The sequence below is a fragment of the Pseudomonas sp. GV047 genome (assembly GCF_003058245.1).
GTDB lineage: Bacteria > Pseudomonadota > Gammaproteobacteria > Pseudomonadales > Pseudomonadaceae > Aquipseudomonas > Aquipseudomonas marginalis.
On the sequence record NZ_QCWA01000021.1, the window covers coordinates 19,903 to 33,148 of the forward strand.

The window sequence follows — 13,246 nt, forward strand, 5'->3', positions numbered from 1 at the left end:
GTCACACCTCCACGTTGCCGACATTGAATACCTTCGCTGCGTACTGCAAAAACGAGGGGTCTTCGCAGACGTTCTTCACCGGGTCATCGGAGAACTTCACCACCGGTTCGCCGTGCACGCGCACCAGTTTCATGACGATGCTCAGCGGCTCGACGCCTTCCACATCGCAAGCCAGGCTGGTGCCCATGCCGAAACCGAACTTGGCCTTGCCACGCACGTGCCGCAGGATCGGCAGGCATTTTTCGAAGTTCAGGCCGTCGGAGAACATCAGGTCCTTGGTCATCGGGTCGATACCCAGCTGTTTGTAGCGGGCCAGCACCTTGTCGGCCCAGGCGATGGGGTCACCGGAGTCCTGGCGCAGGCCGTCGTAGAGCTTGGCGAAGTACAGGTCGAAATCCTTGAGGAAAAAGTCGGTGCTGATGGTGTCGGTCAAGGCAATGCCGAGGCGGCCGCGGTATTCACGCACCCAGTTTTCCAGGCCGGCGTTCTGGCTTTCGCGCAACCGCCCCAGTTGCTGGTGCACCATCATCCACTGGTGAGCCATGGTGCCGATCAGTGGCAGGTCGAATTCGTAAGCCAGGTGCGCATTGCTGGTGCCGACGAACTGGCCGGGAAAGTCGCGGCGCATGATGTCCACCACTTCGCGCTGGGCCTTGAACGACAGGCGCCGGCGCGTGGAGAAATCGGAGACCCGCAGGTCGGCCAACTCGTCGCGACTGAGGTTTCTCTCCAGCCAGTCGAACTTCTGGTAGAGCTTGCGGGTGACGTCTTCCAGGGTCACGTCGGGGTATTTGGCGCGGTTGCGCAGCTCGCTGACCAGCGCCAGTAGCGGTTGTTCGAACATGATGCAGTGCAGCATCGGCCCGACCACGCGGATGTTCAGTTGGCCGTCGACTTCACTGACGTGGATGTAGCGCAGGTTGAAGCGGAACAGGCCGAGGAAGCGTTCGTAGTCGGGGGTCAGGTATTCGCGAAAGCGTGGGTTGAACAGAAAGCGCAGCTCGCCCTCACGCATCTGCAGGCCAGCCATGTTCTCAAGCTCGGCGCGTAACTCGGGGATCAGGTGGCCGAGCTTTTCCTTGGCGCGCACGATGAAGTTGTATTCCACATCGACATTCGGGTGCTGGTGCAACACCGCCTGCATCATGGTGAAGGTGTAGTAGTCGGTGTCGAGCAAGCCCTGGATCACCGGGGCTTCGTAGTCGTAGGCACTTTCCATGGTGTATCTCCTTAACGCGTGGCCATCGCGGCCAGTTCTTCGCGGGTGCTGCTGATGACGGCACCGGCCTTGAGCAACTCATTGACGGCCTGTACGCCGCCCTCCTCGCTGATCCCCCGGCACGCCGGCAGGTGCAGGACCACCTCCAGGCCGGCCTTGAGCAGTTGCAAGGCGGTGGTCTTGACGCAGTAGTCCAGGGCCAGGCCGCCGACGATCACGCGAGTGACGCCCTGGGCCCTGAGGTACTCGATCACGCCGGTGGAGAGTTTGTCGTGCAGGTCGTGGTAGCAGGCGCCATAGGGGTGCAGGTCAGGTTCGACGCCCTTCCAGATGAAGTAGTCGTAGTCATAGGGCGTGGGCAACTCGTCGAGCAAGGTAAAGCCTTCGGTGCCCGGTACGCAGTGGCTGACCCAGGTCACGTCGGCGTGTACCAGGCCAGTGGGCTGGAGCATCTCGCTGTGCTGGGCGACCACCCAGGGTGCGTGCGGGGTGTGGGCGTCCTTGCTGCCGACGCGGTGGCCGGCAAGGCTGGCCATGTAGTTGAGTTCGGCACCGATCCGGTCACCGCCGGCCACCGGCAACTCGTTGGGGCACAACGGCGTGAAGCTCTTCTGGGCATCGACGTCGAATGAAGCAATGGCAGTTTTCGCAAGGGTCATGGCGGTTCTCCTGTGGCCTGGAAACAAAAGTACACGTCATGTACTTTCATTGCAAGAAACATTTATTTATCTATCCTGAACCAAGTACATGACATATCTGTTCGATCCGTTAGACTGTGCCCCACCGCTGTTCAGAAGGACGTCACATGCCCCTTAGCCCCTACCTCCATACCGTCGACCTATGCGTGCTGTGCTACTGCCGCGCCGCCGGGGAACTCAAGTTGTTGCTGAACAAGCGCGAAGCCGAACCCTTCGCCGGGCATTGGGCGTTGCCGGGGGTGGTGGTGAATGGCGGCGTGCAAGATCTGAGCCTCCAGGATGCGGTGGAACGCTTGCGCGCCAGCAGCAAGGTCGGCCTGGAGCTGGCCTGGAGCGAGCAAGTGGGCACGGTGGGCGATGCGTTTCGCGATCCGCGTTGCTGGTCGTCGTCCACGTACTACCTGGCGATCGTCGCGGATGAGGTGGCGCCGAGTGCGCATCAAGGCTGGTTCGCGCTGAAGGCGGTGGCTGATGGCAGCATCAAGTTGCCGTTCGATCACAACAGCATCGCCGCGGCCGTGCAGGAGCGGTTGTTCTCCAAGTCGCTGTACAGCAACCTGCCGCTGATGTTCCTGGGCAATGAATTCAGCGCGCCGGAGGCGACCACGATCTTTTCCCTGGTGCTGGAACGGCCGGTGCTCAAGACCAGTATTCGCCAGCGCCTGTTGAAGCTGACGGAGGCGGGATATTTGCGCGAGACGGGGCGCAAGAAACAGGGTGAAGGCGGCAGGCCCCAGGCGACGGTGGAGAACCTGAAGCCTGGGGCGGTTTACTTCTTTGATCGCAGTTTTGCCGACTAGGCACCCTTTTCAAGAACGATGACCTTCAAATGTGGGAGGGGGCTTGCTCCCTCCCACATTTTGAGCGGTGTATGGCTTAGTTCATCCAATTACCGCCATCCACGTTATAGGTTTGCGCCACTACGTAGTCAGCCTCTTTGGACGCCAGGAAGATCGCCATCCCGGTCAAATCCTCGGCCGTCCCCATCCGCCCGAACGGCACCTCGGCCCCCACCCGCCGCTTCTTCTCGCCAGGCGCCAGCCCTTCATGCCTGGCGAACAACGCATCCACCCCGTCCCAATGCTCGCCATCCACCACGCCCGGGGCGATGGCGTTGACGTTGATGCCCTGCTTGATCAGGTTGAGCCCCGCCGATTGCGTGAGGCTGATCACTGCCGCCTTGGTCGCGCAGTAGATCGCCACCAACGGCTCGCCACGCCGCCCGGCCTGGCTGGCCATGTTGATTATCTTGCCGCCATGGCCCTGGCGGATCATCTGCCGGGCAGCGGCCTGCAAGGTGAACAGCGTGCCGGCGACGTTGATCGAGAACAGCCGATCAAAGCTGTCGCGGGTGATATCGACGATAGGCGCCAGGTCGAACAGCGCCGCGTTGTTGACCAGGATGTCGAGCTTGCCGGCCTGGGCGACCACGGCGGCAATCGCGCTGTCGATGGAAGCCTGGTCGGTGACGTCCATCGCTACCGCGTAGGCCTGCGGACCAAGTTCGGCGGCGGTGTCCCGGGCCCGCTGCAGGTTGATGTCGGCGATGGCGACGGTCGCGCCTTCAGCGATATAGGCCTGGGCAAACGCGCGGCCAATCCCGCGCGCCGAGCCGGTGATCAGCGCGCTCTTACCTTCGAGTCGTTTCATAAGGCATCTGTCCTTTGAACATTATTTGGGATAGCCGGCGCGTTTCATTTCGCGCTCGGTGGTGGACTGCGCCTGGAGCAACGCCTGCTCGACCGACATGCCCCCCGTCAGCGCCGCCGAGAACAGCTTGCCGACGGACGTGCCGATGGCCTGGAACTCGGGAATGGTCACGTACTGGATGCCCACGTACGGCACGGGTTTGGCCGACGGGTGCGCGGGGTCGGCATGCCGCATCATCTCCAGGGTCACCTGGGCAAACGGTGCGGCCTGGAGGTACCCCGCGTTGTAGGTGGACTGGCGGGTGCCAGGCGGTACGTTGGTGATGCCTTCTTTATCGGCGACCAGCTGGATGTAGTCCTTGGACGTGGCCCAGGCGATAAAGGCCTTGGCGGCGTCCTTGTGCTTGGACGTGGCCGGGATGGCCAGCGACCAGGCGTACAGCCAGGAGGATCCCTTGTCGGTGACTTCGGTGGGGGCCGCGGCGAAGCCTACGCTGTCGGCGACTTTGCTCTGGCTCTTGTCGGTGGTGAAGGAGCCGGCGACGCTGGCATCGACCCAGATCGCGCACTTGCCGCTGTTGAACAGCGCCAGGGTTTCGTTGAAACCGTTGCTGGACACGCCGGGCGGGCCGTATTGCTTGAGGGTGTTGACGTAGAAGTTGGCGGCGGCGGTCCATTCGGGACTGGTCAGCTCAGGCTTCCACTGCTCATCGAACCAACGCGCACCGAAGGCGTTGGCCATGGTGCTCAGCAGCGCGATGTTCTCGCCCCAACCGGCCTTGCCGCGCAGGCACATGCCGTATTGGCCGTTGTTCTTGTCCGTGAGCTTGGCGGCGAATTCACCCAGCTGGGTCCAGGTCGGGTGCGCAGGCATGCTCAGACCGGCCTGCTTGAACAGGTCGGTGCGGTAGTAGGTGACGGTGCTTTCCCCGTAGAACGGCAAGGCATACAGGGTGTCGTTGACCGACAGGCCCTGGCGGACCGAGGGGAAGATATCGTCGGCGTCGTAATCGGCCGGCAATTGGGTCAGCGGTTCCAGCCAGTGCTTGGCGCCCCACAGCGGGGTTTCGTAGGTGCCGATGGTGAGCACATCGAACTGGCCGCCCTGGGTGGCGATATCGGTGGTGAGGCGCTGGCGCAGCACGTTTTCTTCCAGCACCACCCAGTTGAGCTGGATGTCCGGATGCTGCTGCTCGAACACTTTGGACAGGCGCTGCATGCGGATCATGTCGCTGTTATTGACCGTGGCGATGGTCACGGTGTCGGCTGCCTGGCTGGGCATAGCCAAGGCCAGGCCGGAAAGCAGGAACAACGCTTGCGGAATCTTGGACATAGCGGTTTCCACCTGTTGTTTTTGTTGTTGAGGGCCGATTACAGCAGCTTGGGCCAGGCCCTCACAAACGCCTGACGCATGCCTGGCTGATACTTTTTTAACCGCTGAATAGGGCGCAAAAAAGTATCAGTGCCGGGCGAAACCGGGGGTAGCGCAGGTAGTGCCACCCGCGTATTTTGAGGCGACTGCACCCATAGAAGAGGCAGCACCATGCCCGTCAGTCGCGCCAAGCTGTTCGAACATCGCCCCGCCGAGCTTGAGGTGATCCTGCCCGAGCCGCAGCACTGCTTTCGCTGGTTTGAGCACGACTACCCTTACGATCTGGCGCGCTGGAATCACCATCCCGAATTTGAAATCCACCTGATCCGCCAAGGCAGCGGCAAGTTGGTGGCGGGCGACTATATCGGTGCGTTCAGTGCCGGGCATGTGGCGCTGATCGGCCCGGACCTGCCCCATGACTGGATCGGCGAACTGGCCCCCGGCGAACACCTGGCCGGCCGCGACGTGGTGCTGCAATTCGACGGCGCCGCCCTCCTCGCCCTGCGCAACACCCTGCCGGAACTCGGCGACTTGCAGCCGTTGTTCGAACAGGCCCGGCGCGGCCTGGAGTTCAGCGGCGACACCGCCGTACAGGCTGCGAGGTTGATGGAAGCTATCGGCAACGCCCACGGCCTGCAACGGCTGACCCTGTTCCTGCAACTGCTCGACAGCCTGAAAAACGCCCCGGCCCAGCAGGTAAAGGCCCTGGCCAGCCCCTGTTACGCCCCGACCCTGGACGCACGCAGCGCCGAGCGCATCAACAAGGCCTTCGACTACCTGATGCGCGAACTCACCGGCGACGTGCGCCTCTCGGTCATCGCCCAACAGTTGGACATGAGCGAACCGGGCTTCTCACGTTTCTTCAAGCGCAACACGGGCCATGGGTTTATCGACCTGATGCGCAAATTCCGCGTGCAACGCGCCTGTCGGTTATTGCTGCAAAGCGAGATGTCGGTGGCGGATATCTGTTTTGAAGTGGGCTACGCCAACCTGTCCAACTTCAACCGGCACTTCCGGATCGAGATGCACCAGACGCCCAGTGAATATCGCCGCGAACCGCCGATACACCTGTTCAACCCCATCGAGAAAATGACACCCAGTCATTTCTGATCAAAAGGTCGAGTAATTCTGCTTTTTTCCATGACATTCAAGCCATTAAGAAAAGTTGGTACAGCCTGTGCAACCGTTTGCGGTACGAACTTGACCGCCAAGTTCACCACGACCCGATGAATCGGGTTCAAACCGCGTACGAATAGGGACTTTCAATGCACCCCACCTCAAGGCCCCGTGCCTGCTTTGGTGTTTCCTTGCTACTGGCCGCCGTAACGGGAGTACTCAGCGCGCCCATTTTGGCGCAGGAAAAACCCGTGGATGACTCAGCACAGGGCGAAACCCTGAGCCCTGAGGCCAGCCCGGCAAAAAAAGGCGTCTATCTGTCGGAATGGTTCAACCAGGACCTGACGCTGATCGGCAGTAAAGACATCAGCTTCGGCCCCAAGCCCCAGGATGATGTGTACCTGGAATACGAGTACTTCGGCCGCAAGGGGCCCTTCGAGTTGTACGGCTACATCGACGTGCCGAAGATCCTCGGCATCGGCAACAGTAACGACAAAGGCGCGTGGGACCATGGCTCGCCGGTGTTCATGGAGCACGAGCCGCGTATCTCCATCGACTACCTGGCCGGACGCAGCCTGGCCATCGGCCCGTTCAAGGAATGGTATGTGGCGTTCGACTGGATCTACGACCACGGCAGCAACAAAGCCAACCGTGCCAACACCCTGTACAGCGGCCTCGGCACCGATATCGACACCCACTCGCGGGTCAACTTGTCGGCGAACTTCTACGGGCGTTACCAGTGGGAAAACTACGGCGCCAGCAATGAGTATTCCTGGGATGGCTACCGCGCACAGATGAAATACATCGTGCCCATCGGCAAGTTCGATAACGGTGCGTCGCTGACCTATATCGGTTTCACCAACTACGATTTCGGCTCGGACCTGCACAAGGACAACCCGGCGCGCACCGCCAACGCCCTGGTGGCGACCAACGTGCTGCTGTATTCCTTCACCCACCTGCGCTTCACCCTGGTCGGTCGTTATTTTCATAACGGCGGCAACTGGGAAGATGGCAGTGAGTTGAACTTCGGCGAGGGTAACTTCCGCGCCCGCTCCGACGGCTGGGGTTATTACGCTGGCGTGGGCTACCAATTCTGATCAAGGAGTATTAGATGAATACATTTACCCGTCTTTCGCTGGCCGTCGGCCTTGCCCTGCTGCCCCATGTGGTGCTGGCTGATTCTGCTGCCCCCATCAAGCCCAAGGTGATGCTGATCACCATGTTCGCCCCCGAGGCGCAAACCTGGATCGACCGCCTGGAACTCAAGCAGGAAGTGCGCGTGCCGGGCCTGTCTGCCGAATACCCGGTGATCCGCTGCAACACCCGGGACGTGTGCCTGCTGGTGACCGGCATGGGCCAGACCAACGCCGCCGCGTCCACCCTGGCCCTGGCGTTGTCGCCCAAGTTCGACCTGCGCCAGAGCTATTTCCTGATCGCCGGGATTGCCGGGATCAGCCCGAAACACGGCACCATCGGCACTGCCGCCTGGGCCCACTACCTGGTGGAGTTCGGCACCCAGTGGGAGCTGGATTCGCGGGATGCGCCCAAGGATTGGCCGACCGGCTACCTTGGCATCAACACCAAGGGGCCCAACGAAAAGCCGCCGCTGGACTACAAGACCGAAGTGTTTGAGCTGAACCCCAAGCTGCAGGCCAAGGCGTTCGCCCTGTCGCACACCGTCGAACTTACGGAAAGCAAAGAGTCCGCCGCCTGGCGCAAACACTACCCCGCCGCCCCCGCCAACCAGCCGCCGCGAGTCACCCGCTGCGACACCCTGGCGGGCAACACCTGGTTCTCCGGTACGCGCCTGAGCGAACGCGCCGAGGTGTGGACCAAGCTGCTCACGGATAACAAAGGCGAGTACTGCACCACCCAACAGGAAGACAACTCCACCTACGAAGCCTTGCTGCGCGCCAGCCGCGAGGGGTTGGTGGACATCCAGCGCCTGGCCGTCGTACGTGCCGGTTCGGACTTCGACCGCCCATACCCCGGCTACAGCGAAGTCGACAACCTGCTCAAGTACGCCGACCAGGGCGGGTTCGTACCGGCGCTGGAAAACCTGTACCGCACGGGGAACCCGCTGGTACAGGCGATCCTCAAGAACTGGCAGGCGTGGGAAAAAGGCGTCCCAGAAGCCTAGTGCGGAGCGACATGGGTCAAGGCAGCAAGATGATCTTGTCCGCACAGCCTTGATTCACGTCCTCATAGCACTGCACGCCATCGGCCAGCGCCACCTCGCGCAGGCCGGTGGGCAGCGGCAACAAGCCTTCGTCGAAAAAACGTCCGAACTGCTCCAGCATCACCGCGCACTGCTCACAGTTGTAGAGCAATGAATTGATCCCCACCACCGAGCCGCCCTTGCGATACAGGGCCAGGGCCGGCAGTTGTACGTGACCGTCCACCGGCGCGGCAATGATCGCGATGCGACCGAACGGCGCCAGGCCTGCCACGGCCGCCGGCAGCCAGAAACCGGTGGTGTCGAAGATCACATCGGCGCCGCCCTTGAACACCGCATTCACCTGCGCGCCCAGCGCTTCGGGCTTGCCCAACGCAATCGCGTCGAACCCTTGCGCCTGCAATACCTCGACCTGGTCAGCCTTGCGCACCGCCGCCAACACCTGGGCACCCAGGACCCTCCCCAAGGCTAATGCCGCGCTGCCCACCGCCCCATTGGCGCCGATCACCAGCAAGCGCGTGCCTTTGCCCACGCCACTGCGCTGCAGCGCATCCCAGGCCGTGGTGTAGGGCACACCCAGGCTGGCGGCCTGGGCAAAACTCAGGTGGGCAGGTTTATGCGCCACGCCTTTGGCCGACACGGTGAGGTATTGGGCGTGGGAACCGTCGGCGAAAAAGCCCAGGTCGCGACCGGTGCCCCAGACCTCCTGCCCCACCAGCGCCTGGGGCCCCTGCACGACCACGCCGGCGAAGTCGCGGCCAGGTATGCGCGGCACGGTGGTGTAGGGGAAACGCCCGAGTACGTTCTTCACGTCGCTGGGGTTGAGGCCCGCCGCCTTGATCTGTACCAGCACTTCATCGGCGGCCGGTACCGGCGTGGCGACGTCGACGAAGCTCAGGGCGCCGAGGTCGCCAGTAGCGGAAAATTGCAGTGCTTTCATTGCCAGTATCCATCGAAGGGAGAAAAGGAATCAGGACCACCAACCGCTGAGCAACTGCCGCCCCATGGGCCAGAGTTTTTCGCCGAGCAGCATGCCCATCAGGCCCACCAGCGCAATGGCAGGCGGTGCGGGCGAACGGAAGTCCAGCGCGCCGTAGATCACGCCGACAAAAAGGCCAATGCCAAGGGAGATCAGGTAACTCATGGGGGCGACGCCTGTTGGGTTGATGGGCTTAGTGTAGGGAGCCCATCCCGGCAGCATCGGCCAAGGGCTTCAGGATTTCGGCCAACTCACGTACTGGGAAGGCGCCATCCCCAGTTCACGCCGGAACATGTCGCTGAAACTGCTCGGCGAATAGCCCAGGGAACGCGCGACAGCACTGACCGACTGGCCCTGGATCAACTCGGCCACCGCCGTGGCCAATTGCACCTGGCGGCGCCATTCGGCAAAGCCCATGCCCAGGTGGTGCTGGAACAGTCGCGCCAAGGTGCGCACGCTGGCACCCGCCGCTTCGGCATGCTGCTCGAAAGGGATGTCCAGCGAAGGTGCGGCCATCACCGCCTGGCAAGCGCTGATCAACCGGCGGTCAGCTTCCACCGGCATGGCGATACGAATCTGCGAGCGCCGCGCCCGTTGCAACTCCAGCAGGGCCAGGCCGACCAAGGCGGCGTAATACCCCGCGTCACCGCTGTCGCCCTGTTCCACCAGCGTGACGATCAACTCACGCAGCAGCCCACCGACTTCAATCACCTGCACCTGGCGGTCCAATGTCGCCGCCAAGGCCGGGCGCAAGTAGATATTGCGCATCTGTAAATCCGACACCACCCGGATGCCATGCTCCACACCCGGCGGCAGCCAGACCGCACGCTGGGGCGGCACCACCAGGGCTTCACGAGGGGTCTCGACCCACATCACGCCGCTCATGGCATAGAGCAATTGGCCCCAGTCGTGGCGATGGGGCTCCACGTACAGACCACGCGGGTAAGTACGCGCCAAGGGTTGCACGGGGACGGCGTGATCACTGAGGTCAGGGGGTGCGGCCAGGGCCATGGGGAGCACATCTATCGGGAGTCAGCCGCCATGGTAATGACCACCGCCGGACAATCCGAGTGAATTTTTGCCGCCGAGGGCGATCACTTGCTTACACCACCAGGGTTGAGGGGCCAATGAATAACGCAAAACTGTTTGTGATCGACTACACCCTTCATGGCGAAGCCAAGTCCTTCATTATTCGTCTGGAAAAGCTCGATACCTTGGAGGCCTGGCATTGGGCAAGCTGTGACGCTGGCGTGGGCCGTATCGGCCGTTTCGCCCGCGAGCGGGTGAAGAAAACCAGCCAGGAACAGGCCGAGAAATTCGGCATAAAAAACGTGCAATGGCGCCGCTCGGATGCGCGCGCCCAGGCTTGATCAAGGAGAAATGAGCATGGATTCAATCAACGGCAAGGCACGCATCGATTACACCCGGGACACATTGTTCGGGCCACTGGCCAAGCATGTCGAGTGCCAGGTGAGCGTGCAGCATAAGCCCGGCTGGCTGGTGCTGAAGGTGTTCCAGCCGCTGCCGGACGATTTGCATGATGCGCAGACCCTGGTGCTGGCCCTCGAAGGTCGACGAACCAGCGGCGTGGTAAAAGACAGCCGGCGCTTGTCCGACCACAGCCTGCGCCTGGAGCTGGAACCCCAGTAAGGGATACGCAGGGAGCCCACTATCGACGCTCCCTGCGAACGTATTCAGCCTTTAGCCGACTTGGCGCACTCGCACCCCGTCGCCGCCGCACAAGGCTCGCCATGGGCATGATGCTCGGCGCAGCCCTGGCAGCAATAGCCCTTACCGTCCTTCATTACCGCATCGACGCCCAGCACACACTTGCAATGCGGGCAGGCACAGGTTTGATCAGGCATGGCCAGACTCCTTCTTCATGGTCGTCCGGTGCGGCGGTTGCCGGCACCTTAAGCAGTGACTGCCAGGCGTCGGCGATGGTTCAAACCATCAGTCGGTGCGCGTATTGCTGCGGTACATGAACACCAAGGCCAGAGCCAGGCATACCATCGCCAGGATGCGGCTGCTCGACAGTTCGACGGCCGGGTTGCCCAGCCACCCGAAGTTATCGATCAGCATGCCCATGCCCAATTGCCCGGTAATCACGGCCACGGTCGCCACTGCAGTACCGACCACCGGCACGGCCCCGACCATCACCATCATGTACACCACGCCGAACAGGGCGCCGGTCAATTGCCATTTGGGTACGTCGAGCAGGCTCACGGACTGGGCCGGCTCGAAGAAGAAAATCAACAACGCGGTAGTGAGCGCGCCCACCGCAAACGTCAGCAGACTGCTGCGCAACACGCCCACCGCCTGGCCGAGGCGACCATTGATCGCCGCCTGCACACTCAACACCGCGCCCGCCGCGATCACCAGCACCAATAACAGAATCAGATTCATCGCCTTACCCTCGTGCAATCAGAACAAGTGCCGCCACAATCAACGCCAGGGCTATCCAGCGCTCGCCATTGACCCGTTTGCGTGCGGTGCCGAACCAGCCGAAATGGTCGATCAGCACGCTCTTGCCCACCTGGCCGGACAAAATTGCGATCATGGTCATGGCAATACCGATGTGCGGCGTGGCCAGGGTCAGCACCACCACATACATCGGCCCCAGGAACCCACCGATCAGTTGCCAGCGCGGCAACTCGGACAACGCCGGGCCCTTTTGCGGGCCGCTGAACAGCAGCAGCAAAAACAGAATCGCCGAGCCGACACCGAAGATGCTCAAGGTTGCCCATAAATGCCCAACCTGCACGCCCAATGGCCCGAGCAACCCGGCCTCCACCGACAGCCCCATGCCTGCCAGGATCACCAGCGGCAACAACAGCAACCGTAAAAGGCTGTTTTTTGGCCTGGCTTGCGCCACACCCTCGATAGAACTGGCCTGCATACATCACCTGCGCGTCAATAAAGGAAACATGGCACGCATTATCCGGTGGCCTGCCTGTGCGATAAATGGGAGTATGCCGACAACACCTTTGCGCAATACGCACAACCCGGAGGCCTGATGCAGGGCTTGAATGAATTGAGTTTCAAGGCGCTGCGCCTGTTCGTCGCGGTGCTGGATCACGGCAGCTTTTCCGAAGTGGCCCGCCGCGAAGGCCTGGCGCCCTCCTCCATCTCCCGGCAGATCCAACTGATGGAGCAGGCCCTCGGCCAGCAGTTGCTCTACCGCCACACCCGCGCAGTGAGCCCCACCGAGGCCGGGCGCCTGCTGGGGCGACACGCGCGCTTGCTGCTCGAACAGCTGGAAGCCGCCGGCCAGGCCCTGCAGGAACAGGAAAGCGAACCCAGCGGCCTGGTGCGCATCAACGCGCCGATGGTGTTCGGCCAGCGTCACCTGTCACCGTGGCTGGGCGAGTTATGCCGGCGCTACCCGAAGCTGCAACTGGACATCCAGCAAACCGATACATACGTCGACCCGCTGCAAGACGGCACCGACCTGCTGTTCCGTATCGGCGTGCTCAACGATTCCAGCATGCAGGCACGCATCTTCGCCCCCCAGCGCTTTCGCCTCGCCGCCAGCCCAGCCTACCTGGCCCGCCAGGGCACGCCCCAGCACCCCGAGGAACTGCTCCATCATCAGTGCCTGGCCTACAAGGGCATCACCGGCCAGCAACGCTGGTTCTTCCGCAAAGGCCAGGACGACTGGACGCCCTACAGCGTCAAGGGCCCGATCACCGGCAACCACGCCGACACCCTCACCCACGCCGCTGAACAAGGCCTGGGCCTGGTGGTGTTTCCGTCCTGGCTGATCGGCGAAGGCCTGCGCGCTGGCACCCTGCAAGCAGTACTGACGGAATATGAAGTGGCGACCACGCTGGAGCCGCAGCAGATCGCGGCGCTGTGGCCGGGGAGCCGCAGGCTGTCGCTGAAGGTGCGCACGGTGATCGATTATTTCGTGGAGTGTTTTGGGACGGTGCCGTATTGGGATCGATAAACGGTTGAGGAATTTTCCGAGTAGTAAAAGTAGGTTCGGTCTGATTTAACGGGCCACCCTATTTTGGACCGGGTGCATTGGGGCAGAC

17 protein-coding genes are annotated in these 13,246 nt (G+C 62.2%); 7 read left to right on the forward strand and 10 right to left on the reverse strand.

The window, feature by feature from the left end; genetic code table 11:
* Position 1: 1 nt before the first annotated feature.
* Positions 2-1,219 (reverse strand): nicotinate phosphoribosyltransferase, encoded by a 1,218-nt coding sequence (pncB, locus tag C8K58_RS30845; RefSeq protein WP_027607500.1) that lies wholly within the window; start codon positions 1,217-1,219, stop codon positions 2-4.
* 11 nt (positions 1,220-1,230) lie between these two features.
* Positions 1,231-1,878 (reverse strand): nicotinamidase, encoded by a 648-nt coding sequence (locus tag C8K58_RS30850; protein ID WP_027607501.1) that lies wholly within the window; start codon positions 1,876-1,878, stop codon positions 1,231-1,233.
* Between the two features lie 146 nt (positions 1,879-2,024).
* Here C8K58_RS30850 and C8K58_RS30855 point away from each other — a divergent pair, with 146 nt between their 5' ends.
* A complete protein-coding gene (locus C8K58_RS30855) occupies positions 2,025-2,717 on the forward strand; it encodes an NUDIX hydrolase (RefSeq protein WP_027607502.1) in 693 nt (230 codons plus the stop codon).
* 76 nt (positions 2,718-2,793) lie between these two features.
* On the opposite strand, the gene C8K58_RS30860 is transcribed toward C8K58_RS30855, so the two are convergent.
* Positions 2,794-3,567 (reverse strand): L-iditol 2-dehydrogenase, encoded by a 774-nt coding sequence (locus tag C8K58_RS30860; RefSeq protein WP_027607503.1) that lies wholly within the window; start codon positions 3,565-3,567, stop codon positions 2,794-2,796.
* 21 nt (positions 3,568-3,588) lie between these two features.
* Positions 3,589-4,899, reverse strand: a complete 1,311-nt coding sequence (locus tag C8K58_RS30865; protein ID WP_027607504.1) for a sugar ABC transporter substrate-binding protein — start codon at positions 4,897-4,899, stop codon at positions 3,589-3,591.
* A 210-nt stretch (positions 4,900-5,109) separates the two neighbouring features.
* Between C8K58_RS30865 and C8K58_RS30870 the strand changes: the two genes are divergently transcribed.
* From C8K58_RS30870 to C8K58_RS30880, 3 genes are all read left to right on the forward strand, one after another.
* Positions 5,110-6,048, forward strand: a complete 939-nt coding sequence (locus C8K58_RS30870; RefSeq protein ID WP_027607505.1) for an AraC family transcriptional regulator — start codon at positions 5,110-5,112, stop codon at positions 6,046-6,048.
* 155 nt (positions 6,049-6,203) lie between these two features.
* Positions 6,204-7,151: a nucleoside-specific channel-forming protein Tsx gene (locus tag C8K58_RS30875; protein ID WP_027607506.1), complete on the forward strand. Its 948-nt coding sequence runs from the start codon at positions 6,204-6,206 to the stop codon at positions 7,149-7,151.
* A 14-nt stretch (positions 7,152-7,165) separates the two neighbouring features.
* Positions 7,166-8,194 (forward strand): purine nucleoside permease, encoded by a 1,029-nt coding sequence (locus C8K58_RS30880; protein ID WP_027607507.1) that lies wholly within the window; start codon positions 7,166-7,168, stop codon positions 8,192-8,194.
* Positions 8,195-8,210: 16 nt separating this feature from the next.
* Here the strand turns inward: C8K58_RS30880 and C8K58_RS30885 are convergent, their stop codons facing one another.
* The 3 genes from C8K58_RS30885 to C8K58_RS30895 form a co-directional block, all read right to left on the reverse strand.
* On the reverse strand, positions 8,211-9,170 hold the full coding sequence (locus C8K58_RS30885; protein ID WP_027607508.1) for a zinc-binding alcohol dehydrogenase family protein: 960 nt from the start codon (positions 9,168-9,170) through the stop codon (positions 8,211-8,213).
* A gap of 30 nt (positions 9,171-9,200) precedes the next feature.
* The gene (locus C8K58_RS30890; RefSeq protein ID WP_081744482.1) at positions 9,201-9,374 is read right to left on the reverse strand and encodes a DUF1427 family protein; all 174 of its coding nucleotides are present in this window, start codon (positions 9,372-9,374) and stop codon (positions 9,201-9,203) included.
* A gap of 69 nt (positions 9,375-9,443) precedes the next feature.
* Complete coding sequence (locus C8K58_RS30895; RefSeq protein ID WP_027607509.1) at positions 9,444-10,220, reverse strand: helix-turn-helix transcriptional regulator; 777 nt, start codon at positions 10,218-10,220, stop codon at positions 9,444-9,446.
* Between the two features lie 116 nt (positions 10,221-10,336).
* On the opposite strand from C8K58_RS30895, the gene C8K58_RS30900 reads away from it, so the two are divergent.
* Both C8K58_RS30900 and C8K58_RS30905 read left to right on the forward strand, forming a co-directional pair.
* Positions 10,337-10,579 carry a DUF6555 family protein gene (locus C8K58_RS30900; protein ID WP_027607510.1) on the forward strand — a complete coding sequence of 81 codons (243 nt, stop codon included), beginning with the start codon at positions 10,337-10,339 and terminating at the stop codon, positions 10,577-10,579.
* Positions 10,580-10,595: 16 nt separating this feature from the next.
* On the forward strand, positions 10,596-10,859 hold the full coding sequence (locus C8K58_RS30905) for a hypothetical protein (RefSeq protein WP_027607511.1): 264 nt from the start codon (positions 10,596-10,598) through the stop codon (positions 10,857-10,859).
* Positions 10,860-10,903: 44 nt separating this feature from the next.
* Here C8K58_RS30905 and C8K58_RS30910 read toward each other — a convergent pair whose 3' ends face one another.
* From C8K58_RS30910 to C8K58_RS30920, 3 genes are all read right to left on the reverse strand, one after another.
* Entirely contained in the window at positions 10,904-11,074 is a 171-nt protein-coding gene (locus C8K58_RS30910) for a metallothionein (RefSeq protein ID WP_074846300.1), read from the reverse strand.
* A gap of 88 nt (positions 11,075-11,162) precedes the next feature.
* Positions 11,163-11,615 carry a DMT family transporter gene (locus C8K58_RS30915; protein WP_027607512.1) on the reverse strand — a complete coding sequence of 151 codons (453 nt, stop codon included), beginning with the start codon at positions 11,613-11,615 and terminating at the stop codon, positions 11,163-11,165.
* A gap of 4 nt (positions 11,616-11,619) precedes the next feature.
* Complete coding sequence (locus C8K58_RS30920; protein WP_027607513.1) at positions 11,620-12,108, reverse strand: DMT family transporter; 489 nt, start codon at positions 12,106-12,108, stop codon at positions 11,620-11,622.
* 117 nt (positions 12,109-12,225) lie between these two features.
* Between C8K58_RS30920 and C8K58_RS30925 the strand changes: the two genes are divergently transcribed.
* The gene (locus C8K58_RS30925; RefSeq protein ID WP_027607514.1) at positions 12,226-13,158 is read left to right on the forward strand and encodes a LysR family transcriptional regulator; all 933 of its coding nucleotides are present in this window, start codon (positions 12,226-12,228) and stop codon (positions 13,156-13,158) included.
* Positions 13,159-13,246: the final 88 nt, after the last annotated feature.